Raw genomic sequence first — 23,542 nt, 5'->3', positions numbered from 1 at the left:
CGGGACCCGGTTCAGGCGCGAGAGCGCAAAAACCGCGCGTTACGGTTTGGAAGACGACCCCGTCGATGAAAACTTTAGCCTCGCATGGGGTGAGCGCAATACAGCCCCGCGAGATTTGGGGCGATGCGAGGGGGGGCGGACATCATGGCCTCTTATGGGCGCGACATGCAAATCCCGCCCACGCCGTCAGGTGGCCTCAGTCAGCCTCGGGCGTGCCGGTTCTCGGCTTCTGCGGCAAACGCGGCATGTCGGGGAGGCAGATGCATGCGGTAGAAATGCCCGGTCTCTCGCCTCGCTGCAATCCAAGGCAAGAATAGCAGCGAGGACAAGGGCTTTTCATCCCCCACGGCCCGGGAAAACCCGCGCTTCGGCATTGGAAGGCGACCTCGCTGATATAACCCTAAGCGTCGGTGCGCCTGCACAAAACCCGGTCTTACGCACCATTGCGCGTCGGACGTGGTCAGGATCACGGGCACCGCCATTGGGTGGATCGGCTGGACCTCGGCATTGGGTGGGCAGGTCAGGCAGGCGAAGAGGTTGTCCTCAGTCTCGCCATCCTTGACCTTGCGCACGGAGCGCCAGCCGCGTGTCTCGATGCCCGCGAAGAACATGGCCGCCGAGGAATCCGCCGCCCGGAATGACTGATTGCCGCCCTTGATCGGCTCGGCGAAGGCGGTCACGGGCACGAGGCAGCGATGCTCCGGTCCAAGCCAGCGGCGCCAATGCGGCGAGGCGAGATTGCGCACATTGGTCACGCCCGGATCGCGCGCCGTCCGCAGCACGCCGGGCGGGGAGGGCATGCCCCAGCGGGCCCGGACCATGAGCTGAGCCGCGGATATTGCGTGAGTCAAATAGTTGCGCGATATTCAGTGCAGCCCCCGCAGAGCGGACGGAAATCGGATGAATGCCATTGGCCTTGATCGCAGCGGTCGCCCAGATGGCTGCGGGGGTTTCTTCGAATTCGATGGGGATCTGCCTCCACACTGCAAATCGTGGCCGTCGCGGCGCCGATCACGTTTTATCTCATGTAAATCCAAGGGGTTTCGAAAGGGAGATGCGCGGCTTCTCCCTTCGCCTACAGGGATAAAACGAACCCGCAGGGTGAGGTTATGCCTGGTAGGTTACGCCACAGAGTCATCCAGACATTTTATCTGCAAATCAGAAGGTTGCAGATTTTCCACTTTGGATATTCATCGATCGCGCCGACTCTAAGGGCATGAAGGATCTGATTGACGATACCCCCCGTTATGCCTGCCACAAAAGCCCTGAATTTACGGCGTTTACGGAACAGTTTTGGTCGGAAGGAGTATGAAGAGTCGAATTACTCCGGCTAAAGCTCCATTAAGCTTCCCGGGTTCGGCGGGTGGCGATACGGTTTGCTGAAACGATGAAAGCCCGGGACAATTGAAAAAGCTCAGCCTTGACGCCACCGATATCCGCATCCTCAGCGCTGTTCAGGAGCATGGACAACTGAGCAAAACGCGCCTGTCCGAGATCGTGAACATCTCGGCAACGCCCTGTTGGGCGAGGTTGGATCGACTGAAAGCGGCGGGCTTCATTCGAGGTTATCACGCTGAAATTGCGCTAAACCGGGTCTGCGACTTTACTCAGGTTATGGTGACGCTTTCTCTCACGCATCATCGCAAGGCGGATTTCGACCGCTTCGAGAGTTGGGTTTCTGGTCGAGACGAGATCACCGAATGTGTCGCCACTGGGGGCGGAATGGATTACGTGATGAAGACGGTCTGCCCAACGCTGTCAGACTTTCAAGCGTTGATGCAGGACATGCTGGAAGCCGAACTCTCGGTGGACCGATACATGACATATATCGCGACTCGCGTGGTCAAAGCCGCGCGCCCCAACATCGCGAAACTAGTTGGATCGATGGCTCGAGACCGAACAGGCTGAGCAGAACCAGATTTTCAGCCTAAACAGACCGCGAGCTGCCATTTTTTTGGTCCGCGGAAAGCCGATGTTGCCGACTTAATAAATGCCATCATCCACTGCGTCCCGGGTCGTTCGCCCGGTGACTTTTAAGGGCGCGACACATGCACGCAGACGATTTTGGCTTTGGAACGCAGATCCGTAAATCTCCCTATTTCGATGCGACTGTGCGCTGGGGAGCGACGGGGTTCTCAGTCTACAACCACATGTATATCCCCCGTGATTTCGGGAACCCCGAGCAGAATTTCTGGAACCTCGTGAACGACGCGATCCTGTGCGATGTTGCGGTCGAGCGTCAGGTCGAGATCACCGGCCCGGACGCCGCGAAATTCGTCCAGATGTTGACGCCGCGCGATCTGTCCAAGATGGCTGTGGGACAATGCAAATACATACTGATCACCAACGCCGAAGGCGGCATCCTCAACGACCCGATCCTGCTGCGACTGGCAGAAAATCACTTTTGGATTTCGCTGGCCGACAGCGACATTCTGTTGTGGGCACAGGGCGTGGCGATACATTCCGGCCTTGAGGTCTCGATCTGCGAGCCTGACGTGTCGCCGTTGCAGTTGCAGGGGCCGAAGTCGGGCCAGATCATGAAGGCGCTCTTCGGAGACGAGATCATGGACCTGAAATACTACTGGCTGCGTGAAGTCGAACTCGATGGCATTCCGCTGATCGTTTCGCGCACCGGCTGGTCGAGCGAGCTTGGCTACGAGCTTTACCTGCGCGACGGCTCCATGGGAGACGCCCTCTGGGAGCGGATCATGGCGACCGGCATGGAATATGGGCTGAAACCCGGCCACACCTCGTCGATCCGGCGCATCGAGGGCGGGATGCTCAGTTATCACGCCGATGCCGATATCCACACGAACCCGTTCGAATTGGGTTTGGACCGGCTCGTCAGTCTGGACATGGAGGCCGAGTTCATCGGCAAGGCCGCCCTTCGCCGGATCAAAGAGGAAGGCGTAAGCCGAAAGCAGGTTGGGTTGATCCTCGATTGTGACCCGCTCAAAGGCCCGAATACCACCTTCTGGGAAATCAACCAGGGCGTTGAAACGGCGGGTAAAGTGACCTCGGCAATCTATTCGCCGCGTCTGGAGAGGAACATCGCGCTGGCGATGGTTGCGATCAATGCGTCTGGTATCGGAACCGAGCTTGAGGTCGTCTCGGCCTCGGGGCCAATCCGCGCCACGGTCGTAGAAGTTCCCTTCTACGATCCCAAGAAATCGCTGGCAGTGGCCTGAACGTGGCAGAGGACGCTCAATTCATGTCGGACCTTTCGATCCACCTATATTGGCATCGTTCCTCGGCCGAACTCAAACCCGGCACCTACTCGGCTGAGCATGTGGTGCAATACAACGACGGCTTTGAGGTCTCGGTTGACGCCGCCCCCGACTGGGGCGGCGATCCGGCCAATACCAATCCGGAACAGGCGCTGGCCGCGGCCTTGTCAAGCTGTCACATGATGACCTTTCTGGCGCTCTGCGCCAAGGCGGGTTGGCCCGTAGCCAGCTATCACGACCATGCAGTCGCTTATCTGGGCAAAAACCCGCGCGGGCAGATGTCGGTGACCCGAATTGACCTGCACCCGGTGGTGCGGTGTGACACCGGCTTTGCCGTGACCGAGACCGAGATGGAGCACATGCATGACCGTGCGCATCGCTACTGTTTCATCGCGAATACGCTGGCCGACAGTGTCGAGGTAAACGTGTTGCAGGCTCCGTCAGTTATCCATGCCCCCGAAGGAGAACCCCGTGCTGCTACATGAGTTGGACGACCAGGGCATCCTGCGCCTGACGCTGGATGACGGGGCACGGCGCAATCCCTTATCCGAGGAGATGTTGACCGCGCTGCACAAAGCCGTTGCCGGGGCCGGGTGCAATCCCGACGTCCGGGTGATCATCCTCTCCGCGAACGGGCCCGCCTTCAGCGCGGGTCATGATCTCAAGGAAATGACTGCGGGCCGCGCGGGGCCCGATCGCGGGCGTGCATATTTCACGAAGGTTCTGGGGATGTGTTCCGACACCATGCAGGCCATTGTGAACTGCCCCAAGCCGGTGATTGCCGAGGTTGCCGGCATCGCGACAGCGGCGGGGTGCCAACTGGTTGCCAGCTGTGATCTGGCGGTGGCTGCGGACACCGCTCAGTTCAGCACACCTGGGGTGCATATCGGGCTGTTCTGTTCGACACCGATGGTCGCCTTGTCACGGAATGTCGGCAACAAGCACGCGATGGAGATGCTTTTGATCGGTGACATGATCCCTGCCGCGCGCGCCGCGGAGATCGGGCTGGTCAATTGGGTGGTGGCGCCCGAGGCTTTGCGCGACACGACGCTGGAAATTGCCGGTAAGATCGCGGCGAAATCGAGCATGACGTTGGCCACCGGCAAACGCGCCTTCTACGCGCAGCGCGAGATGCCGCTGCGCGAGGCCTATGAGCACGCAACGCAGGTAATGGTCGAGAATATGCTGGCCCGTGATGCGGAGGAGGGCATCGGTGCTTTCATCGAGAAACGCGCCCCCGAATGGCAGGACGCTTGAGAATGGAAAATCCTTACAACTCTGGCCTAGAGCGCAATCCGGCCAACCACCAGCCGCTGACTCCGCTGAATTTCCTTGCGCGCGCCGCAGAAGTCTTTCCGGATCACGTCGCCATCGTGCATGGGGCCTTGAGGCGCAGCTACGCCGACTTCTATGTCCGGTCGCGACAGCTTGCCTCGGCGCTGGCCCAAACCGGGATCGGGCGTGGTGATACGGTATCGGTGCTTATGCCCAACACGCCGGCCATGCTGGAATGCCACTACGGTGTGCCGATGTCCGGCGCGGTGCTGCATTCAATCAACACGCGGCTGGATGCCGCCATCATCGCGTTCCAGCTCGATCACGCGATGTCTAAAGTGGTGATCGTGGACAGCGAGTTCATGCCCCTGATGCAAGAGGCGCTGGCGCTCACCAAGGTATCGCCCGTGGTGATTCTGTATGACGATCCCGAATGGAATGGCGCTCGTATGATCGTTGACGCGACCGATTACGAGGCATTCCTGGGTCTCGGTGATCCGGATTTTGACTGGCTTATGCCCGAAGATGAATGGGACGCGATCTCGATCAACTATACGTCGGGCACCACGGGCGATCCCAAGGGCGTGGTTTCGCATCATCGCGGAGCATATCTGCTGGCGCAGGGCAATGCGCTGACCACCTCTATGGCTAAACACGCGGTCTATCTGTGGACTTTGCCGATGTTTCACTGCAACGGCTGGTGCTTTCCCTGGACCCTATCAGCGATCATCGGCACCCATGTCTGCCTGCGTCAGGTTCGGGCCGAGCCGATCTGGAACGCTCTGGCGGATGAGGGGGTCACCCATCTGTGTGGTGCGCCGATTGTCATGTCTCTGATGATCTCGGCACCGGAGACCGAAAAGCGCGATCTCGAGCAGACCGTGCAGTTCTTCACTGCCGCCGCTCCGCCACCGGAATCCCTTCTGGCAGACATGACCGAGGCCGGTTTCGAAGTGACCCATCTCTATGGGCTGACCGAAACCTACGGACCTGCTGTGGTCAACGACTGGCACGCTAGCTGGTCCGACCTTCCTCGTGGCGAGCAGGCCGCACTAAAGGCCCGGCAAGGTGTGCGTTACCTGCCGCTTGAGGGGCTCGATGTGCTCGACCCCGAAACGATGCAGCCGGTTCCGCGCGACGGCAAGACCATGGGCGAGGTGATGTTCCGCGGCAACGTCGTGATGAAGGGCTATTTCCGCAACCCCGAGGCCACCCAAAAGGCCTTTGCCGGTGGCTGGTTTCATTCAGGGGATTTGGGCGTGCGGTATCCTGACGGCTATATCCAGCTCAAGGATCGCTCAAAGGATATCATCATTTCGGGCGGCGAGAACATCTCGTCGATCGAGGTCGAAGAGGCTCTTTATCGCCATTCTTCCGTGGCAGCTACCGCCGTTGTCGCCATGCCGCACGACAGATGGGGCGAAACCCCTTGCGCCTTTGTAGAACTTAAGCCCGGCCATGATGTGGACGAGGCAGACTTGCGCGCCTGGTGTCGTGAACACCTTGCTCCCTACAAGGTTCCGGGTCGCATCGTTTTCACCTCAATCCCGCGCACCTCCACCGGCAAGATCCAGAAATTTGCCCTGCGTGAACACGCTCGGGATTTGGTTGCGTAAAGGCTTGGTGCGCCTTCTTTGGCGGGCGTGTCATTCCACATCAACTGGCAAAATTGTCTCTTGGATTGACCCGGTTATGTGGATGGTCAGAAGCGCAAAGGGCCACATAATTTCCTCGGGCGTTTTCGAACCGATTACAGGGATGCCCGCTATCAGAGAGACGCTGCACCCGGCTTTGTTATGTATCGCATGGGTGTTATCCGACGCAAAGTAGCCTGAAGCGACTGCGATCACAGTCACTCCCGTTCGAGCTAATCATTGGGTGATGCGCAGATCAACTTTGCCAAGCCCGCACTTGTTCGCGGCACATCAATGCATGCTGCCATCCCTTTGAAACAACAGAGCTTGGGCCGCGGTGGCACCTTCGCCCCGTCCGCGCCACTGCATGCCAAGCCTTAACGCGCGAGTGGCGTCGCACCGCATCCAGATTGACGGTCATGACCGCGCCCCAAACACTGCTCCTCATGCCGTAATTCTGACTCTCAGCTCGTGTTCGTCAGACTCAATTACCCTGCTCACTCCAGACACATGCGCACCACATTGGGTCGGCACCGAGACAATTGCCCGGTCAAAGTTAGAGGTCTCGCAGCTCTGGCAAATGATCGGTCCCGGATTTCTATAGGTCTGTCAGTGTGCCAAGCGCTCGCTCGGCGGAGAACGCAACGGTTTCCGAAAGCGTCGGGTGGGCATGCACCGTCAGCGCAATGTCCTCCAGCGTCGCGCCCATTTCGATAGCCAGAATGCATTCGGCCAGAAGTTCGCCTGCGTTGCGCCCGACTATTGTTGCCCCAAGAACCCGACTTGTCTCTGGGCAATAGACCAGCTTGGTCAGGCCATCACCGCCCCCCGAGGAGAGATTGCGACCGCTGGCCGCCCAAGGGAAGCTCGCAACCTTATGCGCGACACCGCGTTCTTTGGCTTGGTTCTGTGTCAGTCCCACCCATGCCAACTCGGGGCTTGTATAGGCGACCGAGGGGATCAGGTCGGTGTCCAAAGCCGCTGCATGACCCGAGGCGACCTCGGCGGCAACGTGCCCCTGATGGGTTGCGCGGTGCGCGAGCATCGGGTTGCCGGTCACATCCCCGATTGCAAAGATGCCCTCGACAGAGGTGCGGCAGGTCTCGTCAACATGGATGACGCCACGCTCGTCCAGGTCGATGCCCGCCGCGTGCGGATCGACCAGATGGCCATTCGCGCGGCGGCCTACTGCCTGGATCGCGGCATCGGCCTTGATTTCGCCTGCAAAGCCGCCTTCGCACATCAGCTTCAGTTCGGATTTCGCCGCTTTGACATTGGTCACTTTCGTGCCTGTGTGGATCGCGATGCCCTCGGCTTCAAGTGCCGTGCGCAGAATAGCCACGGCCTCTGCGTCTGCACCCGGTGCGATCTGATCCATGAACTCGATCACGGTGACTTGCGCGCCCAAAGCGGCGTAAACCGTGGCCATTTCCAGGCCGATAATACCGCCGCCGACGATCGCAAGCCGTTTGGGAACCTCGCGCAGGTCAAGTGCATCGGTTGAATCCCATATGCGCGGATCATCGGGCCAGCCGGGCAATCGAACGGGCGCAGACCCGACAGCGATCACCGCCTGATCGAAGCTCCACGCTGTGCCGTCAATATCAAGGGTGTTCGTGCCGGTGAAGCGCGCGGACCCGCGCACAGTCTGGACCTTGCGACGCTTGGCAAGACCGCGCAGCCCATCGGTGAGTTGCGCCACGATCCCGTCTTTGCGCGCACGCAGCGTATCGAGATCGACCGAGATATTACCCGTCGAAATCCCCCAGTCGTTGCCGTGTCGTGCTTCGCGGATGATCTCGGCGGCGTGCAATAGCGCCTTTGATGGAATGCAACCCTCGTTCAGGCAAACGCCGCCCAGTGTTGCGCGTGGATCGACCAGCACGACTTTGTGGCCCAGATCGGCGGCGCGGAAAGCGCAGGCATATCCGCCCGGGCCTGCGCCCAGAACGATGAAGTCGGCGTGATTGTCAGCCATGTTCGCCCCCTTAGACCATGATCCGGCGAGGATCGGCCAGAAGCCCGGCCAGATAGCTGGTGAAGCGCGCAGCTTCGGCGCCATTGATTACACGGTGATCGTAGCTCAGGTCGAGCGGCACCATCGACACAGGTTGGAAGGCTGCGCCATCCCATTGCGGCACGATTTCGGTGCGGGTGATGCCAAGGATCGCAACCTCGGGCGGGTTGACGATTGGCGTGAAAGCGCTGCCGCCGATGCCACCCAGATTGGTGATCGTCATCGAGGCGCCGCCCATTTCATCTGGGCCAACCTTGCGTTGCCCCGCGCGTGCGGCGAGATCTGCGATCTCGCTGGCGATCTGCCACAGGCCCTTCCGGTCAACGTTGCGCACGACCGGAACCATCAGCCCGTGGGGGGTGTCGACCGCTATCCCGATATGGACATAATCCTTCAGGATCAGCATTTGCCCGTCAACGCTGAGCGAAGCGTTGAAGCGGGGAAATTCGCGCAAGGCCCGCGCCAACGCCTTAACCTGAAACGCAAGTGCAGTCAGCTTGATGCCGCGCGCTTGTGCCTCGGGCTTAAGTTCGGCGCGCAGAGCTTCGATGGCGGAGACCTCTGCACGGTCATGGTGCGTAACCTGCGGGATCAGCGTGTTTGCTGCCGACAGATTGGCCGAAGCGACTTGGGCAAAGCGACTGGTCGGTTCTTCGCTTACCGGGCCATAGGCCGCATGCTCGACGTCCCAATACGAGGTATCCCCGGCCGGAGCTTTGGCCGGGCTGCTGCCCGAGACAAGGTCCTCACGCGTGATCGAGGAGCGCCCGAGGCGCTCCGCGAGGTGTTGAAGATCAATTCCCTTTTCCCGGGCGAGCGCCCGGACCGAGGGCGGGGCGATGACGTCATTCATGATCGCCTCCTTACCAGCTTGCCGAGATATATTGGGTTTCCATGAATTCGAGCATGCCTTCATGCCCGCCTTCGCGGCCCAAACCGGACTGCTTGACGCCGCCAAACGGGGCCGCCGGGTCGCTGACCAGCCCGCGGTTCAGGCCGACCATGCCATATTCAAGGCGCTCGCAAACCTGCAAGGCGCGTTTCATGTTTTCCGAGAATACATAAGCGACAAGGCCGTATTCAGTGTCATTGGCGCGCGCGATGACGTTTTCCTGATCGGTGAAGGTCTGGATCGCTGCGACCGGGCCAAAAATTTCGTCGCGCACGCAGTCGGCGGTTTCGGGGACGTTTGACAGGACCGTCGGCGGATAGAAGAAACCCTTGCCGTTGGGGACGGTGCCGCCGATTTCGATCCGGGCACCTTTTGCGACGGCGTCGTTCACAAAATCAGCAACCTTATCGCGCGTATCGGCGTTTACAAGTGGGCCGACATCGACGTTGGGATCGGTGCCATCGCCGACTTTGAGGGCGCCCATGGCCGCAGCGAGACGTCGGGTGAATTCGTCTGCAATCGCCTCGTGCACGTATATGCGGTTTGCGGCAGTGCAGGCCTCGCCAAGGTTGCGCATCTTGGCGAGCATCGTGCCCTCGATTGCGGTGTCGATATCCGCGTCCTCAAAGACGATGACGGGTGCATTCCCGCCCAGCTCCATCGCCGGTTTGAGCACCTGATCGGCTGCGGAACGCAACAGCTTGCGGCCCACGCCCGTCGAGCCGGTGAACGAGACCACCCGAACGCGCGGATCGTGCAGCATGTGATCGACCAGCGCGCCCGTTTTGCGCGAGGGTAGCACGTTGACCAGTCCGGGCGGAACGCCAGCCTCCTCCAGAAGCGGCATCAGCGCTAACATGGTCAGCGGGGTTTCTGAGGCGGGCTTGATGATGACCGCACAACCGGCTGCCAAGGCGGGTGCAATTTTGCGCGTGCCCATGGCCGCAGGGTAGTTCCAAGGCGTTACCAGCACAGCAAGACCGGCGGGCTTGTGCTGCACCAAGATCCGTGCGCCGCTGGCAGGCGCATGGGTGATCAGGCCGTCGGCGCGGACGGCCTCTTCGGCGAACCAGCGGAAGAACTCGGCCGCATAGGTGGCCTCGCCCATCGCGTCCGCGCGGGCCTTGCCGTTTTCGAGCGTGATAAGATGTGCGAAATGATCCAGACGCGCGGTCATCAGCTCCCATGCCTTGCGCAGCACTTCAGAGCGCTGGCGCGGCGTGCGCGCGGCCCATTCCGTCATAGCGGCTTCGGCTGCGTCCAAGGCGGCGTCGGCATCGGCCAAGTCTGCCGAGGCGACCGAGGCGATAACCTCTTCGGTGGCCGGGTTCAGAACGTCGAAGCGCTCGTTCTGCGCTCCCTTGCGCCATTCGCCGTTGATATAGAGATCAGTATATTCCATGTTTTGCTCCATGGTCAGAGCAGGTGGCGGAGCGGCTGCTCCATCCGGCCTGCGAAATTGGACAGAAGGGTGATGGCCTCGGAGGCGCCAAGCTGATGCTCGGCGCATTCAAGCGTGATCGTGAAGCCCTCTGGTGCGGAAGCGATGGTCAGGACCGGTGTCGTTTCCGCCCCCATTCGAACGGTTGCGATGCGCGAGCCACGCAGGTCGCGGATCAACAGTTCCGGCGCATCGTCGCTCAGGGCTGCGGCGCGCAGGTTCGCGCTGGCCGTGTAAGTCTGGATTTGACCGAAGCGTTCCACGGCCACAACGTGCGCTTTACCGCTGCTACCGGCAACCAGCCCCGCAAGCAGTGCGCCCGGATCTTTTTGACCGGCTGCATCAGCCGCCCAACGGGCGAACTCGGCGAAACCATCGCTGGCAATATGCGCGACGAGGTGACGAGAGGCCGCAATCGCCGCGCCAGCAGGGGTGGCCGTTGGTAGCGCCTTGAGAACCTCTAGATCACTGACGCGATAGGGCTGAGGGTGGCCTGCCGCGATCAGCCGGGACAGATCCAGCCCTTGTTCCAGCGCAAGACGACGCGCCTTGGGGGACGCAAGGATACGGCCATCGGTGGCAACGGGTTGCGCGGGGGTCGGTTTTGATTTTGCCGGGGTGGCAGGGGTCGCGGGCTTGGACGCTGTGGAAGCTGCGGGCGTCGCAGGCGCGGGGGCAGGCGTGCCTTTGGCGCGGCTGCGTTGGACCGGGTTTGCGGGCTTCGCGGTGGAAATCACTGCGATCGTTTCGCCGACGGGGGCTTCCTCTCCGGCCTCGGCCAGAAGGGCCGCGACAAATCCTTCGAAGCCAGCCTCAACTTCCATTGTCGATTTGTCGGTTTCGACCTCGAACAGGATGTCGCTTGGGGTAACCGCATCGCCCGGCGCCTTGTGCCATGCGACGATGAGGCCGGTGTCCTGAGCCATACCAAGTGCGGGCATGATGACGATCTGGCCCTCTGGAATGTCCGAGGCCGCCGCCGGGGGCGCCGCGCTCGCCGGGGCGGAGGCTGTCACGTCCGGGGTCTGCGAGATCATGGCGATCACCTGACCGACAGGAATGTCCTCTCCGGCCTTCGCGGAGACGTCAGTCAGAAAGCCGTCCGCTTGAGCCTCGACCTCCATCGTCGATTTGTCGGTTTCCACCTCGAAAAGCACGTCACCGACCGCAACTGCATCGCCTGGCGCTTTCAGCCAGGCGACCAGAAGGCCGGTGTCCTGCGCCATGCCGAGCGCGGGCATGATCACCTCATGCGGCATGGATCATCTCCCCGCTTACAAGCTTGCGCGCATTTGCAGCAACGGCATCGGCTGTCGGCACGGTCAGGTCTTCGAGCGCCGGGGTAAACGGCACCGGCACATCCATCGCCCCCATGCGCAGAACCGGCGCATCCAGATGATAGAAGGCCTTCTCATTGATACGGCTGGCGATCTCGCCAGTGATGCCATAGCTCTGATGGCCTTCGTCAACGACAATGACACGGCTCGTCTTGCGTGCAGATTTAAGCAGGGCCTCTTCATCAAGTGGCACGATCGTGCGTGGGTCGATGACTTCGGCGCTGATACCTTCCGCGGCCAAAATGTCGGCGGCGGCTTCGCAGACCTGCACCATTGAGGACGTGGCGATCAAGGTGATGTCGCTGCCTTCACGCTTGATATTCGCAACGCCAAAGGGGATCAGGTATTCCTCTTCGGGCACGGGAGCCTTGTCGTTATACATCAGCTTGTCTTCGAAGATGACGACAGGGTTGTTGTCTCGAATCGCAGTTTTCATAAGCCCCTTGGCCTCATATGCCGAAGAGGGAAGCGCGACCTTGAGCCCCGGAATATGCGCGACCAGCGCATGAAGAGATTGAGAGTGCTGCGCGGCAGAACGGCGGGTGGCGCCCAAGTTGGTGCGCACGACTAGCGGCACGTTCAGCTTGCCGCCCGACATGTAATGCGTCTTGGCGGCCTGATTGCAGAGCTGATCCATGATCAGGAAGATGAAGTCGCCAAACATCAGATCCACTACAGGGCGGGTGCCGGTCATGGCCGCGCCAACTGCGATCCCCATAAAGCCGGGTTCGGAAATCGGCGTATCGATCACACGGTCGGTGCCGAATTCCTCGACCAGTCCGGAGAGAACCTTGAACGGCGTCCCGGCTTCGGCGACATCCTCGCCGAGGATAAAGACCGTTTCGTCGCGGCGCATTTCTTCGGCCAGCGCTTCATTGACGGCCTGCGACAGGGTTATATTTCGCATGATGTGTTCTCCTCAGGCCAGAGCGTGTTTCACGTCGGTGAACACGTGCATGTCCACCTCGGACGGGTCGGGATATTTTGCGTTCAAGGCGTATTCGACGGCCTCGGCCGCGTCTTTTTTGACCTCGGCATTGATCGCCTCGATCTCGGCTTCCGACGCCAGGCCTTCCTCAACCAGCCACGACCGGAACCGGATGATCGGGTCACGGTTTTCTTTCCAGTCGCGCTCTTCTTCTTTCGAACGATAGTATTCGCGGTTGATGTCGCCTACGTGGTGGCCGTGGTAGCGGTAGGTCATCAGTTCGATGAAGAACGGGCCTTCTCCCTTGCGCGCGCGGTCAACAAGGCGCTGCGCCAGGGCGTTCACCGCCAGGACGTCCTGGCCGTCAACCTGATGCGCCTCGATCCCGAAGGCTTGGGCGCGCGCGATGATCGAACCGGCGGCGATCTCTTCGGTTTTCGTGTATTCGGAATAGCCGTTGTTTTCGCAGGCATAGATGACCGGAAGCTTCCACAGCGCGGCCATGTTCATGGCCTCATACATAAGCCCCTGAGCCGTTGCGCCGTCGCCAAAGAAACAGACGGCGACATCATCGCGGCCAAGATATTTCGATGTCAGGGCGGCCCCCGTCGCGATCCCCATCGAGCCGCCAACAATTGCGTTCGCACCAAGGTTGCCGTGGCTTTGGTCGGCAATATGCATTGAGCCACCCTTGCCGCGGCAATAGCCTTCTTCCTTGCCGAGCAGTTCGCAGAACATTTCTTTGAACTCGGCACCTTTCGCGACACAGTGGCCGTGCCCGCGGTGCGTGGAGGTGATGCGGTCATTGTCGGTCAGGGCTTCACAGATGCCGACTGCCACGGCCTCTTCACCCGAATACATATGCGTCAGGCCGGGCATCTTGGCGGACAGGTAAAGCTGGTTGGCGTTGTCCTCGAAGGAGCGGATGCGAACCATCTGGCGATACATGCGCAGATAGTCCTCGGTGTTGGTTTTCTTCTTTGCGGGGCTCATCGGCGATCTCTTTTGAAAAAAGGTGCCCGGCCATTGCTGACCGGGCAGTTCCGGGAGGGGTTAGTAGCGGTTGGCGATCGGCAGTTCCTCTGCGGGGAACAGCGAGATCACCTCGCAACCGGTATCGGTCACGACGACTTCTTCCTCGATCCGTGCCGCTGAATAGCCATCCGAGGCAGGGCAGTAGGTTTCGAGCGCGAACACCATGCCGGTCTGAATTTCCATCGGGTTGTCGAGGCTGACCGCACGGCTGATGATCGGGCGCTCATGCAGGGCAAGGCCCAGGCCGTGACCAAATTGGAGACCAAATGCCGAGAGCTCATCCGGGAAGCCGAATTCTTCGGCTTTGGGCCACAGCTTGGCAACCTGATCGGTGGTGACCCCCGGTTTGATCGCAGCGATCGAGGCGTCGATCCATTCGCGGGCCTTCACATAGGCATCGACCTGCGAAGGGGTCGATTTGCCGATGTTGAAGGTCCGGTAATAGCAGGTGCGATAGCCCTGATAGGATTGCAGAATATCGAAGAACGCCTGATCGCCCGGACGGAACATACGGTCGGTGAAGTTATGCGGGTGCGGGTTGCAGCGCTCGCCGGAAATCGCGTTGATCGCCTCAACGTCGTCCGAGCCCCATTCATAAAGCAGCTTGTTCGACATCGCGACGATCTCGTTTTCGCGCACGCCGGGTTTCAGCTCTTCATAGATCATGTGGTAGACGCCATCGACCATGCTGGCCGCCTGCGTCAGAAGCTGGATCTCGTCCCAGTTCTTGATTTCGCGCGCCGAAAGCATGATTTGCTGACCATCGACAACATTCAGGCCGGCTTCTTTCAGGGCTTCGAACATCGCGGTTTCCGCATAGTCGACGCCAACGGGCATGCCTTTCATACCGGCATCTGCAATCAGCCCGGCGATTTCTTCAGCGTATTTCTTCATCAGGCCAAAGCTTGGCGGGATCGTGCCGCGCATCCCGACAACACCAGCATGACAATTGTCCGGCACAAGCCAGTCCGAGTATTTGCGGTGGTGCACGGCAGCCGAGCCAAAGTCCCAAACGTGGGGAGCATCGTCGCCGGTCAGCAACGCAAAGCGGCACATCTTGTCGCGTTCCCACTCACCGATCTTGGTGGCGGTGACATAGCGGATGTTGTTGACATCAAAGAGCAACAGTGAACCCGCGCTGCTTTTCTTCAGGGCTTCTCGGGTCCGGCTCAGGCGGTAACGGCGCAAGCGGTCGTGGTCGATGCGGCGTTCGAAATCAACCGAGCTGTGGCCCCATGCGGGAAGGCGGCCTTCCCACTGCCAATGTGGTTCAAGATCCTGAGGCATCAGGACGTTCGGTGTAAGTGCGCGAGACATAGCTCTCTCCTTCGGGCACGCAAAGTGGTGCTCGTTCTGATTTAATTACAGTTGGTTAGACGTTTATCGGGTTACTGGATGCACCAGCCGCCATCGATGTGGATCATTTGACCCGTCATGTAGTCACTGTCGTCGCTGGCAAGGAACGATGCGGTGCCGACGATGTCTTTCGGATAGGATACCCGCTTGATCTGAAGCGCATCACGGACGATGTCGTCATAGGCTTGGCCTTCACGCTCTTTGAAGCCGATGTCGACGAGATCCTTGTCGAGTTGCTCCCAAAGCGGGGTCACAACCACGCCGGGTGCGTAGCCGTTGACGGTGATGTTATGCTCTGCCAGACCGATCGCGCCACAATGGGTGAGCGCCAGGCAGCCATATTTCGAGGTGCAATACACGGTCACATCGACGAGCGGTTTACGCGACGCGATCGAACCGACATTGATGATTTTGTAGGGGTGATCCGCCATCGGACCTTGGGCGATCATCTGGCGCGCAGCCTCTTGCATGCCCAGCCACATTGCCTTGGTGTTGACGTTCATGATCATGTCCCAGTTGTCTTCATCAATATCCATGAAGAAGCGGGGCTTGTTCAGACCGGCGTTGAAAAGCGCCACGTTGATGTTGCCAAAGGCTTCGACAGTCGCCGCAACGGCAGCCGCGTTATCTTCGCGCTTGGTGACATCCATTTTGACCGCGATAGCCTTGCCATTGCCGGCCGCGTTGATACGGTCTGCAACTTCCTTGGCTGTGTCGAGATCCAGATCGCCAATGCAGACATTGGCACCTTGAGCCGCGAAGGCTTCGGCGTTTGCAGCCCCCATGCCGCGGGCGGCACCGGTGATGAGAATATTTTTTCCGTTCAGGCGATTTGGGTCCATGTGGCGTTCCTCCTAAGTCAACTTGTCCTGTTGTGTCGTATCAACGCCTCGGCCCGTGCCTGGGCCTGGCGCAAAGCCTCGCGCGGGGTCACAATGCCGCGCAGCATGTCGTGAAATTCCTCGCCGCATATCTGAATGATATCGGCGATCTCGGGCACGGGCGGGCGCGGCCAGAATTGCAGCTCGTCTCGCCAAGACATCGCGTCGACCGCTTCGAAAATCGGAGAGGTGCGGCGCAATTCCGGATCCGATCCAACGGAATAACGGGGATTGGTCCGGCTGCCATTTTGGACATAAAGCTTCTGTGCCTCGGGCGAGGTGAAGACCCGCAGCGCTTCGATCGCGGCCTCGAGGCGCTCTGGCGGGAGATTCGAGGGAATGCCCATGACGTAGCCACCGACAGGCGCGACCGGAGTTGCGCCGGGGCCGGCCGGGTGCGGTAGATAGCCCGTCTGTCCATGTGCGGGACAGGTTGCGTCTAACTCGAAATACGGTGCCAGAAGTGTATAACCGTAAGCCATGGCGACATTGCCAGCCGCATAGGGGCGGATACGCTCATACCAAGACATCGACAGAATGTCGGGTGGAGAGAATTTCAGCAGGTCCATCAGGTATTCCGCTGCGCGCAAGCCTGCTTTGGTGTCGATTGTCGGCCAGTAGTCGCGATCCGCCAGGTGATCAGTCTCAAACCCGCCAGCGATTTCCGGTAAGTTCAGAATTGGCTGCCCGAAATCGGCCATGGTCATCAGGACAGTGTGCCCCAGGGCTGTGCCTCGCGCTGCATTCCACGCGATGCCATAACGGCTGCGTTTAGGGTCGTGCAGGGTCGCGGCCGCGCGCAAAAGCTCATCCGTGGTTGCCGGGGGCTCGAGGCCGGCCTGTGAGAATAGATCTTTGCGATAGAACAGAAGCTCTGGCGTGGTTTGCGCCGGAACCCCGTAGGGCCGCCCAGCCCAATGCGCCGCTTTCCAGCCCGCAGTGTGGAAATCAGACGGATCAAGGCGCGCGATGTCCATCACTTCGTCGAGAGGGAGCAGCATTCCTCGTGCGGCGAATTCCCCGACCCATGGCAGGTCCAGCGCGATGATGTCGTATCGGCTTACCTTGCGTTCGGCATTGCGCTTAGCTTCTTCGCGCAGGCGATCAATCGAGAAGGCGCGCTGATTGATCTGCGTGCCAAGGGCGTGTTCAAACTTCCGCTTGAGGTTTTCCATGACCATGAAGGTCGGATCGCCATGCACAAGCACGCGCACGCCACCTGGCATTTTCAGCGGGGTAGGAAGAACTTTGAGCGGCGGGACGGACTGGGCGCTCAGATACGAACCGCCGTAGAAGTAGTCCTTGTCATCCTGGCTGCTGCTCTTGTTGCCGAAATCACGTTCTGCCAGCCGCTTAATCCGATCCGAAAGCCGAACCCATTGCTCCAGCAAGCTTTCGCTTGGGTGCATCGAGAAGCTCTTCCCCGTTGGGGTTCTGGGACGTTGTTCAATCAGCCCGGCATCCACCATCTCTTTGAGGCGGCGGCTTGCGGTGGCGTAAGGAACGTGGCTCGCACCGATCAGCGATGTCGGTGTTACAGTCTTGGCCTCAAGATGGCCGTGCATCAGATGCAGGACCATCCGAAAGTAAGGGGATGGCGCGAATAGTTCGGTAGCCCCCTCCAGTTCGTTACTGAAATCATCCAAAAAGGATACAATATGGGACATTTCGGTTTTCGCGCTATGCGAAACCAAAAGGGTCTCTTTATATCCTTTAATTGCGTTCACGGGACGATACCTGGCCTTCTTAACTTTGACAGTAGATCGCTTGATAGAGGTGGTGATATTGGACGAATCCTTGGTGGGCATGGCGTGCCTCCTCGTCAAAATGTTCAAAATGGCTGATCAACAATACTGTGAAAAAACCCAAAATGGATGCTGAAATCCTCAAATTGGACAATTTGAGCGGTGCGCTAAAGAGGCGGGGTGGGCAGTTTGTCGTCAGTCGTCCGCCACACGGATGATTGCACCCTGCCTAGGAGGATAGGACGACAGGGAGCAAAGGTAACGTGGACCACATGGGAGGAGAAGCTTATGGAATTTCGGAATGCACTTGCTGCGACGACCGTCTCAGTTCTGACGCTTGCCGCTGCGGCATCAGCTCAGGCTTGGACAATCGGTATCACGCAGAACAATGTTGGCGTGGACAGCTATCAGACCACGTATGAAAAAGCGTTTATTGCCGCTGCCCAAGCCAATAGCGATGTCGAAGCCGTCGTTCTTGACGCCGGCGGCGATGTCGCGCGCCAGATCGCCCAGATGGAAGATCTGATCCAGCAGGAAGTCGACGCCATCATCATCTGGCCGACCAACGGTGAGGCCGTGATCCCTGCTGTGCGCAAGGCCCAAAAGGCTGGTATCCCGGTGATTGTCACCAACTCGAACATCGCTGAAGAGGGTTTCCCCTTCGTTGCATCGTTCTCGGGCCCCGATAACATCACGCAAGGTTCGCGCGCGGCCGAGATCATGTGTGACAAGTTCAAGGCCATGGGCATCGAGAATGAAGCGCGTGTTGTGCAAATCTCCGGTCAGCCCGGCTACACGACCGCTATCGAGCGCCAGAAGGGTTTTGACGACCGTCTGCCGGAGGTTTGTCCGAACGTTAACCTGGTTGAAACTCAGCCGGGAGACTGGAACCGTGAGAAATCGCAAAAGGTGATGGAAGCCTTCCTCGTCAAGTATGACGATATCGATGGAGTCTATGCCGGTGACGATAACATGGGGGTCGGTGCGTTGAACGCGGCCAAGGCCGCTGGCCGTGATGGCATCATCTTTGTCGGCGCAACCAACTTTGCCGTTGGCTACGAGGCAATGGAGCGTGGCGAATACTGGGGCTCGATCTACCAGTCGCCGGTCGATGACGCGGAAGCAGCGCTGCAGACGGCGATTGACGTGCTCAGCGGCAAAGAAGTTCCGTTCCTGAACTACTTCGATACGCCGAAGATCACCCAAGACAACATGGGCGATTTCACCAAGCCGGTGTTCTAAGAGTATTGGCTGGCTTCCGGGTGCGGCGTGACCCGCACCCGGATTTCATTTCTCCGTTATAATATGTTCAGGAGGTAAGGATGACGCGTGTCAGCGGTCGTTCTTGTATTGTCACCGGCGCTGCTCAAGGGATCGGGCGCGCAATTGGCGAAGCTCTTTTGGAAGAGGGCGCTGATGTCTGCTTTGCAGATATCAATGAGGAAAAGGTCGCGGCGGTTTCCGAGGCTAACCAGGCGCGCGCATCCCGTTACGGCGGAAAAGTGACATATGCAGCGGTAGATGTGACCAATCGTGCGCAGGTGCGCGCGATGATAGATCACGCAGTCGCTGAGTTTGGTAAGCTGGACGTCAAGTTCAACAATGCCGGCGTCAACAAACCAATGAATTTCCTGGATGTCACCGAGGATAACTGGCGCTTCATCATGGACGTGAACGGGCTGGGCTGCCTGATCGGCATGCAAGAAGCCGCGAAGCAGTTTATTCGTCAGGGAACGCCCGGCAAAATTATCAACACGGCCTCAGTTGCCAGCCGGCAGGGGTTTGACAATGTCGCCCCCTATTGTGCATCGAAATGGGGTGTTGTGTCGTTGACGCAGTCTGGCGCGCGCGATCTGGCTAAGCACAATATCACAGTCACCGGATTTGCGCCGGGTGTTGTGGCGACCGAGATGTGGGAGCAAGTCGATAAGGACCTGATGGAGATCGGCGCCGCTGAGAGGCCTGGCCAGGCGATGGAAGAGTTTTCGTCTGAAATTCTCAAGGGGCGGGTGGCTACTCCGCACGACATCACGGGAACGACGACCTTCTTGGCGTCGAAAGACAGCGATTACATGACCGGTCAGATCGTAATGATCGACGGCGGTATGACGCTCGTTTGAGCGGCATAGGAGCGAATTAGGGAGGAAGCCATGGCAGGGCTGACAAAATCGGACATTGGCGGTTTCTTGGCTCGACAGGGTATTCTTGTCGCCTTTGCTCTGTTTATCATAGGGTTCACCCTCGCCAATGCGAGGTTTCTGGCCCCGGATAACGTGATGGGGGTCGTTCGCTCGTCGGCCATTCTGGGCGTGATTGCGCTGGGCGTCACCTTTGTGGTGATCAGCGGCAATCTAGATCTGTCGGTCGGGTCGATGATGTCGTTTTCGACAATCGTTGTTCTTGATCTGCATGACAAAATTGGCCCGGCGCTGGCAATCCCTGCGATGTTTGCGATGACTTTGTGTCTGGGGGCATTCATCGGGTTTCTGGTGGGGTATCTGAGGCTCAACTCTCTTATTGTGACGCTGGGAATGCTCTCGGCCATCCATGGCCTGACGCTGACCTATTCTGGCGGCAAGAACATGGATATCGCCGATAAGGAAGGAACTTGGTTTGGAGTTTTCGGTCAGGGCGAACTGCTTGGAATTCCCGTCCCGATCCTGCTTTTTGTGCTTCTGGCGTCTCTCTTCGGACTGGTTCTTTCCAAGACGCCATACGGGCGCAAAGTCTATGCCGTAGGAGGCAACGGAACGGCGGCGACCTTCTCAGGTATCCGTCGCGCCCGGATCGTTTTTGCATGCTATATCATTAGTTCCTTCTGTGTGGCGACTGCCGGTCTAATTCAGGCCAGCAGGTCACTCGGCTCGCAAAACACTGTCGGGCAGGGGCTTGAGCTTGAAGTTCTTGCCGCGGTGATCCTCGGTGGCGCGTCGCTTCTGGGCGGGTCGGGCACCATCTTCAAAACGGTGATTGGCGTCCTGATCCTTGGCTTCATCCAAAACGGTCTGCTGTTGGTCGGCCTGCAATTCTACGTTCAGTTCGTCGTGACTTGGGTCATCATCATTCTTGCTGTCTGGCTCGATGTCGCAGCCAAGCGCGGCAAGCTTTGGTCCACGATCGCCTAAGGAGGAAAGACAATGCAAGCCGGAACCCTTTCCTCTTTTCTCAAGCGCGGAGCCATCTGGGGCTTTATCGTGCTGGAGCTGATTTTCTTTACCGTAGCGGGTGAGTTTCTGAGCCTGAGCGACAAGGCCTTCATGGATGTCGACAATATGCTCTTGCTGTTCAAACAGTCCGCGCCGATCGGCATTATCGCGATGGGGATGACGATCATCATGGTCAACGGCAATATCGACCTGAGCGTCGGTGCGACCTATGCGATCAGCGCGATTGTCCTTCTGGATAGCATGACTTGGCCTGTCTTCGCTGGGCTGGGTGACTGGGTTATTCCGATCTCATGGGGGCTGGCTCTCTTGACGGGGATTTTGTTGGGCGCACTGAACGGGCTCATCGTCTGGAAAACAGGCGTGGACGCCTTCATCGTAACGCTTGGTTCAATGCTTGGATACCGGGGCCTGGTATTCATGTATAACGGCGAGCAGCCGACCAGCCATCTGAACTGGACGCTTGTTGATTTCGCCGAGGCCCAGTTCCTGGGGCTGCATACGGCCACTTGGTTTCTGCTGATCGTGACGGCGCTGATCTGGCTTCTGATGAACCGCACGGTGCACGGGCGTAATGCCTATGCCATCGGTGACAACCGCACCGCCGCAATCAATGCCGGTATCCGCGTTGGTCCGCATATGATGATCAACTTCGTGATTATCGGCTTTCTGGCGGCGCTGTCAGCGGTGGTGTTCTACTCTGAAAGCGGCTCAGTCAATCCCAATGATGGCGAGCTTTACGAACTGTGGGTGATCACGGCGGTGGTTCTGGGCGGCACCAAGCTGACCGGCGGGGCGGGGTCTATCGTCTCGACCTTCGGTGGGGTGCTTGCCATTCAGCTCCTGCGCAAGGGATTAGCCCATATTGGGGCGGATACGGAGACCGTTAATCTGGTGATCGGGCTGATCCTGATTGCCGTCCTGTTCCTGGATCGCCAGCTCAATATCAAGGGCAAAGAGGAGTTGAAGGTATGATCGAGAAGCAACCCGTCCTCCGTCTTGAGAATATCGTCAAAACCTTTCCGGGTGTCCGGGCGCTTGATGGGGTGTCCTTGACCGTGCAGCCGGGCGAAGTTCATGCGCTGATGGGGGAAAACGGCGCCGGAAAATCCACGCTGATGAAGGTGCTTGGCGGGATTTATCAGCCCGACGAAGGCCAGATTATCGTCGATGAAACGCCGGTCGTTATGTCGTCACCGCTAGAGGCGAAGGCAAAGGGTATTGTTTTTATCCACCAAGAGTTGAGCCTCGCCGAAGAGCTTTCGGTGGCTGAGAATATCTATCTCGGCGAGTTGCCGCGGAAGCGCTTTGGTCTGGTTGACTGGGACAGGCTCTATGCGCAGACCAACGCGATCCTGGACAAGCTGCGCGTAACTTTCGATGCGAAGACACGCGTCGGAGATCTCTCGATCGCGAACCAGCAGATGGTCGAGATTGCCCGCGCTTTGACGGTTGACGCGAAGGCCGTGATCTTTGATGAGCCGACCGCTTCGCTGACCGATGCCGAAAAGGTGGTGTTGTTCGATGTGATCTCGGATCTTCAGTCGCAAGGCGTCGGAATTATCTACATCTCGCACCGGATGGAAGAAATCTTCAAGATTACCGACCGGATCAGCGTTCTTCGCGATGGTAGCTATCGCGGCACGGTCAATACCGCCGAGACGAATGAGGAAGCCGTCACGCAACTGATGATTGGACGTAAGCTTGACCTTAGCCGGACAGAGCGAACTCATGAACTGGGTGAGGTTGCCTTGGAGGTGCGCGACCTGTCATGCGGTTCCTTGTTCAAGAATATCAGCTTTCAGGTGCGCCGCGGCGAAGTGGTGGGGTTCTACGGCTTGGTCGGTGCAGGCCGCACCGAAATAGCCGAAACTCTGTTTGGATTGCGTGACCCGAGTTCCGGAGCGATTTTCCTTGATGGGAACGAGGTTCGGATACATTCGCCCGCTGATGCGATCGCAAAGGGCATCTCATTGGTGCCGGAGGACCGTAAGGGGCAGGGCTTGGTCCTTGGAATGAACTGTCGTGACAATATGACACTGCCGCAGATCGACGATCTGACCGCAGGCCCATTTGTGGCGGAGGGTTCGGAGGTCGCGATCTTTGACCAGTATCGTGATCGGCTGGACATCCGGACGCCGGGTTGGAAACAGCTTGTGGGCAATCTGTCTGGAGGGAACCAGCAGAAGATCGTAATCGGCAAATGGCTGTCCATGCATCCGAATGTCCTGATCGTGGACGAGCCGACGCGGGGGATCGACGTGGGCTCGAAGTCTGAGATCCATAACCTGATCCGCGATCTTGCCGCGCAGGGATATGCCGTGATCGTGATCTCTTCCGAAATGCCTGAAGTGCTGCATGTCTCGGACCGGATTGTTGCGATGTATTCCGGGCGGATCATGCGCACTTTTACCTCGGATGAGGTCACCGAGGATAATCTGATTCAGGCGATATCGGGGCTGAAAGGAGACGAACTTGTCGCATGAATTGCTTTGCCGGGGTGAATAGCCCCTAGTTTCCTAGACGCCTTCGCGTCGGTAGCGTCCACGGACGTGGTGTAAATTCAGCGCCGTCTTCGGTGTAATCTCAGGTGGCCATCGAGGTGTATGG

General features: G+C 59.0%; 20 protein-coding genes. 10 read left to right on the top strand and 10 right to left on the bottom strand.

Going from position 1 to position 23,542, the window contains the following annotated elements; translation table 11 throughout:
* Positions 1-200: 200 nt before the first annotated feature.
* On the bottom strand, positions 201-821 hold the full coding sequence (locus tag P0X85_RS14570) for an SOS response-associated peptidase family protein (RefSeq protein ID WP_338030532.1): 621 nt from the start codon (positions 819-821) through the stop codon (positions 201-203).
* A 583-nt stretch (positions 822-1,404) separates the two neighbouring features.
* On the opposite strand from P0X85_RS14570, the gene P0X85_RS14565 reads away from it, so the two are divergent.
* The 5 genes from P0X85_RS14565 (at position 1,405) to P0X85_RS14545 (ending at position 6,118) form a co-directional block, all read left to right on the top strand.
* Complete coding sequence (locus P0X85_RS14565; protein ID WP_275814970.1) at positions 1,405-1,908, top strand: Lrp/AsnC family transcriptional regulator; 504 nt, start codon at positions 1,405-1,407, stop codon at positions 1,906-1,908.
* A gap of 140 nt (positions 1,909-2,048) precedes the next feature.
* On the top strand, positions 2,049-3,188 hold the full coding sequence (locus P0X85_RS14560) for a glycine cleavage T C-terminal barrel domain-containing protein (protein WP_275814967.1): 1,140 nt from the start codon (positions 2,049-2,051) through the stop codon (positions 3,186-3,188).
* Between the two features lie 23 nt (positions 3,189-3,211).
* Positions 3,212-3,712: an OsmC family protein gene (locus tag P0X85_RS14555; protein ID WP_275814964.1), complete on the top strand. Its 501-nt coding sequence runs from the start codon at positions 3,212-3,214 to the stop codon at positions 3,710-3,712.
* The gene (locus P0X85_RS14550; RefSeq protein WP_275814961.1) at positions 3,678-4,484 is read left to right on the top strand and encodes an enoyl-CoA hydratase; all 807 of its coding nucleotides are present in this window, start codon (positions 3,678-3,680) and stop codon (positions 4,482-4,484) included. The genes P0X85_RS14555 and P0X85_RS14550 overlap by 35 nt, the downstream gene beginning before the upstream one ends.
* Positions 4,485-4,486: 2 nt before the next feature.
* Entirely contained in the window at positions 4,487-6,118 is a 1,632-nt protein-coding gene (locus P0X85_RS14545; protein ID WP_275814958.1) for an acyl-CoA synthetase, read from the top strand.
* A 616-nt stretch (positions 6,119-6,734) separates the two neighbouring features.
* Here the strand turns inward: P0X85_RS14545 and lpdA are convergent.
* From lpdA to P0X85_RS14500, 9 genes are all read right to left on the bottom strand, one after another.
* Positions 6,735-8,114 carry a dihydrolipoyl dehydrogenase gene (lpdA, locus tag P0X85_RS14540; RefSeq protein ID WP_275814955.1) on the bottom strand — a complete coding sequence of 460 codons (1,380 nt, stop codon included), beginning with the start codon at positions 8,112-8,114 and terminating at the stop codon, positions 6,735-6,737.
* 10 nt (positions 8,115-8,124) lie between these two features.
* Positions 8,125-9,006 (bottom strand): 2-oxo acid dehydrogenase subunit E2, encoded by an 882-nt coding sequence (locus P0X85_RS14535; RefSeq protein ID WP_275814952.1) that lies wholly within the window; start codon positions 9,004-9,006, stop codon positions 8,125-8,127.
* A gap of 10 nt (positions 9,007-9,016) precedes the next feature.
* Positions 9,017-10,447 carry an NAD-dependent succinate-semialdehyde dehydrogenase gene (locus P0X85_RS14530; protein ID WP_275814949.1) on the bottom strand — a complete coding sequence of 477 codons (1,431 nt, stop codon included), beginning with the start codon at positions 10,445-10,447 and terminating at the stop codon, positions 9,017-9,019.
* A gap of 14 nt (positions 10,448-10,461) precedes the next feature.
* Complete coding sequence (locus tag P0X85_RS14525) at positions 10,462-11,745, bottom strand: biotin/lipoyl-containing protein (protein WP_275814946.1); 1,284 nt, start codon at positions 11,743-11,745, stop codon at positions 10,462-10,464.
* On the bottom strand, positions 11,735-12,730 hold the full coding sequence (locus P0X85_RS14520; protein WP_275814943.1) for an alpha-ketoacid dehydrogenase subunit beta: 996 nt from the start codon (positions 12,728-12,730) through the stop codon (positions 11,735-11,737). Before P0X85_RS14520 ends, P0X85_RS14525 begins: the two co-directional genes overlap by 11 nt.
* A gap of 12 nt (positions 12,731-12,742) precedes the next feature.
* Positions 12,743-13,744 (bottom strand): thiamine pyrophosphate-dependent dehydrogenase E1 component subunit alpha, encoded by a 1,002-nt coding sequence (locus tag P0X85_RS14515; RefSeq protein WP_275814940.1) that lies wholly within the window; start codon positions 13,742-13,744, stop codon positions 12,743-12,745.
* 60 nt (positions 13,745-13,804) lie between these two features.
* Positions 13,805-15,103 carry a M24 family metallopeptidase gene (locus P0X85_RS14510; protein ID WP_275814937.1) on the bottom strand — a complete coding sequence of 433 codons (1,299 nt, stop codon included), beginning with the start codon at positions 15,101-15,103 and terminating at the stop codon, positions 13,805-13,807.
* A gap of 71 nt (positions 15,104-15,174) precedes the next feature.
* Positions 15,175-15,984 carry an SDR family NAD(P)-dependent oxidoreductase gene (locus P0X85_RS14505; protein WP_275814934.1) on the bottom strand — a complete coding sequence of 270 codons (810 nt, stop codon included), beginning with the start codon at positions 15,982-15,984 and terminating at the stop codon, positions 15,175-15,177.
* Positions 15,985-16,001: 17 nt separating this feature from the next.
* The gene (locus P0X85_RS14500) at positions 16,002-17,690 is read right to left on the bottom strand and encodes an extracellular solute-binding protein (RefSeq protein WP_275814988.1); all 1,689 of its coding nucleotides are present in this window, start codon (positions 17,688-17,690) and stop codon (positions 16,002-16,004) included.
* Positions 17,691-18,056: 366 nt separating this feature from the next.
* On the opposite strand from P0X85_RS14500, the gene P0X85_RS14495 reads away from it, so the two are divergent.
* From P0X85_RS14495 to P0X85_RS14475, 5 genes are all read left to right on the top strand, one after another.
* The gene (locus tag P0X85_RS14495; protein WP_275814931.1) at positions 18,057-19,010 is read left to right on the top strand and encodes a sugar ABC transporter substrate-binding protein; all 954 of its coding nucleotides are present in this window, start codon (positions 18,057-18,059) and stop codon (positions 19,008-19,010) included.
* A gap of 80 nt (positions 19,011-19,090) precedes the next feature.
* Entirely contained in the window at positions 19,091-19,888 is a 798-nt protein-coding gene (locus tag P0X85_RS14490) for an SDR family oxidoreductase (RefSeq protein WP_275814928.1), read from the top strand.
* A 30-nt stretch (positions 19,889-19,918) separates the two neighbouring features.
* Positions 19,919-20,893 carry an ABC transporter permease gene (locus P0X85_RS14485; RefSeq protein WP_275814925.1) on the top strand — a complete coding sequence of 325 codons (975 nt, stop codon included), beginning with the start codon at positions 19,919-19,921 and terminating at the stop codon, positions 20,891-20,893.
* Between the two features lie 12 nt (positions 20,894-20,905).
* Positions 20,906-21,907 carry an ABC transporter permease gene (locus P0X85_RS14480; RefSeq protein ID WP_275814923.1) on the top strand — a complete coding sequence of 334 codons (1,002 nt, stop codon included), beginning with the start codon at positions 20,906-20,908 and terminating at the stop codon, positions 21,905-21,907.
* Positions 21,904-23,418, top strand: coding sequence for a sugar ABC transporter ATP-binding protein (locus tag P0X85_RS14475; RefSeq protein ID WP_275814920.1), 1,515 nt, complete (start codon positions 21,904-21,906; stop codon positions 23,416-23,418). Before P0X85_RS14480 ends, P0X85_RS14475 begins: the two co-directional genes overlap by 4 nt.
* The last annotated feature ends 124 nt before the right edge of the window (positions 23,419-23,542 follow it).

Origin of the sequence: Pseudothioclava nitratireducens (assembly GCF_029210495.1) — a bacterium.
In the GTDB taxonomy this organism is placed as follows: domain Bacteria; phylum Pseudomonadota; class Alphaproteobacteria; order Rhodobacterales; family Rhodobacteraceae; genus Pseudothioclava; species Pseudothioclava nitratireducens.
Note: the sequence above shows the minus strand (reverse complement) of the source record. Positions and strands in the feature narration are given on the sequence as shown.

Bases quoted from the DNA above. Each gene is read 5' to 3' on its own strand.
- P0X85_RS14570 (WP_338030532.1), bottom strand. From the start codon at position 821: ATGGTCCGGGCCCGCTGGGGCATGCCCTCCCCGCCCGGCGTGCTGCGG.
- P0X85_RS14560 (WP_275814967.1), top strand. From the start codon at position 2,049: ATGCACGCAGACGATTTTGGCTTTGGAACGCAGATCCGTAAATCTCCC.
- P0X85_RS14555 (WP_275814964.1), top strand. From the start codon at position 3,212: ATGTCGGACCTTTCGATCCACCTATATTGGCATCGTTCCTCGGCCGAA.
- P0X85_RS14550 (WP_275814961.1), top strand. From the start codon at position 3,678: ATGCCCCCGAAGGAGAACCCCGTGCTGCTACATGAGTTGGACGACCAG.
- P0X85_RS14545 (WP_275814958.1), top strand. From the start codon at position 4,487: ATGGAAAATCCTTACAACTCTGGCCTAGAGCGCAATCCGGCCAACCAC.
- lpdA (WP_275814955.1), bottom strand. From the start codon at position 8,114: ATGGCTGACAATCACGCCGACTTCATCGTTCTGGGCGCAGGCCCGGGC.
- P0X85_RS14535 (WP_275814952.1), bottom strand. From the start codon at position 9,006: ATGAATGACGTCATCGCCCCGCCCTCGGTCCGGGCGCTCGCCCGGGAA.
- P0X85_RS14530 (WP_275814949.1), bottom strand. From the start codon at position 10,447: ATGGAATATACTGATCTCTATATCAACGGCGAATGGCGCAAGGGAGCG.
- P0X85_RS14525 (WP_275814946.1), bottom strand. From the start codon at position 11,745: ATGCCGCATGAGGTGATCATGCCCGCGCTCGGCATGGCGCAGGACACC.
- P0X85_RS14520 (WP_275814943.1), bottom strand. From the start codon at position 12,730: ATGCGAAATATAACCCTGTCGCAGGCCGTCAATGAAGCGCTGGCCGAA.
- P0X85_RS14515 (WP_275814940.1), bottom strand. From the start codon at position 13,744: ATGAGCCCCGCAAAGAAGAAAACCAACACCGAGGACTATCTGCGCATG.
- P0X85_RS14510 (WP_275814937.1), bottom strand. From the start codon at position 15,103: ATGTCTCGCGCACTTACACCGAACGTCCTGATGCCTCAGGATCTTGAA.
- P0X85_RS14505 (WP_275814934.1), bottom strand. From the start codon at position 15,984: ATGGACCCAAATCGCCTGAACGGAAAAAATATTCTCATCACCGGTGCC.
- P0X85_RS14500 (WP_275814988.1), bottom strand. From the start codon at position 17,690: ATGTCCCATATTGTATCCTTTTTGGATGATTTCAGTAACGAACTGGAG.
- P0X85_RS14495 (WP_275814931.1), top strand. From the start codon at position 18,057: ATGGAATTTCGGAATGCACTTGCTGCGACGACCGTCTCAGTTCTGACG.
- P0X85_RS14490 (WP_275814928.1), top strand. From the start codon at position 19,091: ATGACGCGTGTCAGCGGTCGTTCTTGTATTGTCACCGGCGCTGCTCAA.
- P0X85_RS14485 (WP_275814925.1), top strand. From the start codon at position 19,919: ATGGCAGGGCTGACAAAATCGGACATTGGCGGTTTCTTGGCTCGACAG.
- P0X85_RS14480 (WP_275814923.1), top strand. From the start codon at position 20,906: ATGCAAGCCGGAACCCTTTCCTCTTTTCTCAAGCGCGGAGCCATCTGG.
- P0X85_RS14475 (WP_275814920.1), top strand. From the start codon at position 21,904: ATGATCGAGAAGCAACCCGTCCTCCGTCTTGAGAATATCGTCAAAACC.